This is a genomic window from Cognatilysobacter lacus, from assembly GCF_008274655.1.
In the GTDB taxonomy this organism is placed as follows: domain Bacteria; phylum Pseudomonadota; class Gammaproteobacteria; order Xanthomonadales; family Xanthomonadaceae; genus Cognatilysobacter; species Cognatilysobacter lacus.
This window is the reverse complement of record NZ_VTRV01000234.1, coordinates 1-2,422: the sequence shown is the minus strand read 5'-3', so window position 1 is coordinate 2,422 and position 2,422 is coordinate 1. Positions and strand designations below refer to the sequence as shown.

Sequence of the window (2,422 nt, the reverse complement as noted above, 5' to 3'; positions counted from 1 at the left end):
CCCGCCGATGCGCCAGCGGCCGCCGAACCGCAGCAGGCGACCGGGACCGGCGAGGCCACGCCGCCGGTTACCGACGCGTCGACGGCTGCCTCGACGCCCGCCGAATCCGATTTCAACGAGCTCTACGGCGCCGAAGCGGCGAAGGGCCAGCCCGCTGCCGCGCCTCTCGCGGTGTACGACCCGTGGGAGCCCTACAACCGCCGCATGCACCGCTTCAACAACGCGGTGGACCGACACGTCGCCAAGCCGCTCGCCAAGGCTTACGTGAAGGTGGTACCGCGCCCGGTCCGCAGCGGCGTCAGCAATTTCTTCAGCAACCTCGGCCAGCCCGCGTCGGCGGTCAATGCGCTGTTGCAGGGTCGCCCGAAGCAGGCCGCGCACTCGCTCGGCCGTTTCGTGATGAATTCGACGCTCGGCATCGGCGGCATTTTCGATCCCGCCACCGACGCCAAGCTGCAGAACCGCAACGAGGATTTCGGGCAGACGCTCGGGGTCTGGGGCTGGAAGCGCTCGCGCTACGTCGAGCTGCCTTTGTTCGGCCCCCGCACGCTGCGCGACGTGGTCGGCATGGCCGGCGACTCGCCGCTGTCGCTGATGCGCGGCATCGAGGCCGACCGCATCCGGGTGCCGCTGCAGGGCCTGCAGCTCGTCGACGTGCGCATGCAGCTGATGTCCACCGACGCACTGCGCGAAGGCGCCGAGGACGATTACAGCCTGGTGCGCGACGCCTGGATGCAACGGCGCGCGTACCAGATCGACGGCGACCGCGCCGACGAGGTGCCGGCCTACCTCAAAGACGATCCGAACATGGTGCCGGTCGGCGCGATGCCGATTCCCGGCGGGCGCTGACCGCGCGATCGAGCCTGTTGCCCGCTGCGTTCGGATGCAGTGCTAGTCGTCCGACGCGTCGGGAATTTCCAGTAGCAGTGTCTCGTCGTCCGGCTGCAGGTCGCCGTGCAGCGCCTTCTTGCCGCGCGCGCCGAGTTCGGCCAGCCGGCGTGCGCGCGGCAACACCGCCTGCGGCGACTCGGTAAGCCGGTTGCGTGCATCGCGGAAGGTGTCGGCGGCCTTCTGCAGGCCCGCACCAACGCGGTCGAAGTCCGCCAGGAAGCCGCTCAACGCATCCAGCAGCAGACCACCGGCCTCGCCGATCTTCTGCGCCTGCTTCTGCAGCTTGTCGCGCGCCCACAGGCGGTCGACGACGCGCAGCACCGCCATCAGCGTATTGGGCGACGCGAATACCACGTGCCGTTCAAACGCGAACGCCTGCAGGGCGTCGTCAGCGCCCAGCGCGGCCGACAGCGCGCCCTCGATCGGCACGAACAGCACCGTGGTATCGAGGGCGGTTTCGCCGACAGCCTTCGGGTAGTTGCGCTCGGCGAGATCCTTGACGTGCTGGCGAAGCGCGACCGCATGGCGCCGCATGGCGTCGTGCTGCGCCTCGGGTGCATCGGCATTCATCGCGTCCTGCCACGCGATCAGGTTGACCTTGCTGTCGATCACGACGCGACGTTCGTCCGGCAAACGCACCACCACGTCGGGGCGCAACAGCCGGCCTTCGTCGTCATTGCTGCTCTGCTGGCGCTCGTAGTGCACGCCGGCTTCGAGGCCGGACGCGCGCAGCACGTTTTCCAGCATCAGCTCGCCCCAGTCGCCGCGCACCTTGGCGTTGCCGCGAAGCGCTCGCGTGAGGGCATCGGCCTTGGCCGCCATGTTCTCGTTGAGGCTGTGCAGCTTTTCGACCGCACCGGCGAGCTTCGCGCGCTCCAGCGCCTCGTCGGAGTAGACCGTGTCCACCCGCTGGCGGAACTGGTGGATCTGCTCGGCGAACGGCTTGAGCAGCGTTTCGATGTCGGCCTTCGACTGCCCGGTCGCCGTGCGCACGTTCTTCTCGAACTGCTGCCCGCGCTCTTCGAACACCTTGCCGGCCATCTGCGCGAAGCTCGCGGACAGTTTGGCCTGCGCGTCCTCGATGAAGGCGCGCATCTCGCCCTCGGCCTTGCGCGCGTGCTGCAGGTTGGCCTGTGCCTGCGCCAGGTCGTTGCCGATGCGCGTGGCGTCGGCCTGCAGCGTGGCCTGCGCCTCGCGCAACGCCGCCACTTCGGACTTGCGCTCGGCCAGTTCCCGCGCAGCCGTCGCATGCGCGCCCTTTTCCAGCGACAGCGCATCGCGCAACGAATCGGCGGCGGCGCGCAGCGTTTCTAGCTCCTGCGCGGCCTGGCGCGCGCCCTCTAGCGCCGCATGCAGGCGGCCCTGTGCCTCGGCGTCGCCGCGTGATCGCTCCTGGGCCTGCGCGAGCGCGGCGGCGAGCCGGTCGCACTCGGCCTGCAGGTGCGGCGCCGGTGCGCGGGACGACAGCCGCCAAAGGGCGACGCCGACGAAAGCGAGGGCGAGCCCGGCAAGGGCGACGATGATGAGCGCG

2 protein-coding genes are annotated in these 2,422 nt (G+C 69.9%); one reads left to right on the top strand and one right to left on the bottom strand.

What is annotated here, in order from left to right; translation table 11 throughout:
- A partial coding sequence (locus FW784_RS13585; RefSeq protein WP_149353860.1) for an MlaA family lipoprotein occupies positions 1 to 849 on the top strand: 849 nt, incomplete at its 5' end.
- Positions 850 to 891: 42 nt separating this feature from the next.
- Here FW784_RS13585 and FW784_RS13580 read toward each other — a convergent pair.
- Positions 892 to 2,422, bottom strand: a 1,531-nt coding sequence (locus FW784_RS13580; RefSeq protein WP_149353859.1) for a DNA recombination protein RmuC, incomplete at its 5' end; no start/stop codon positions are given.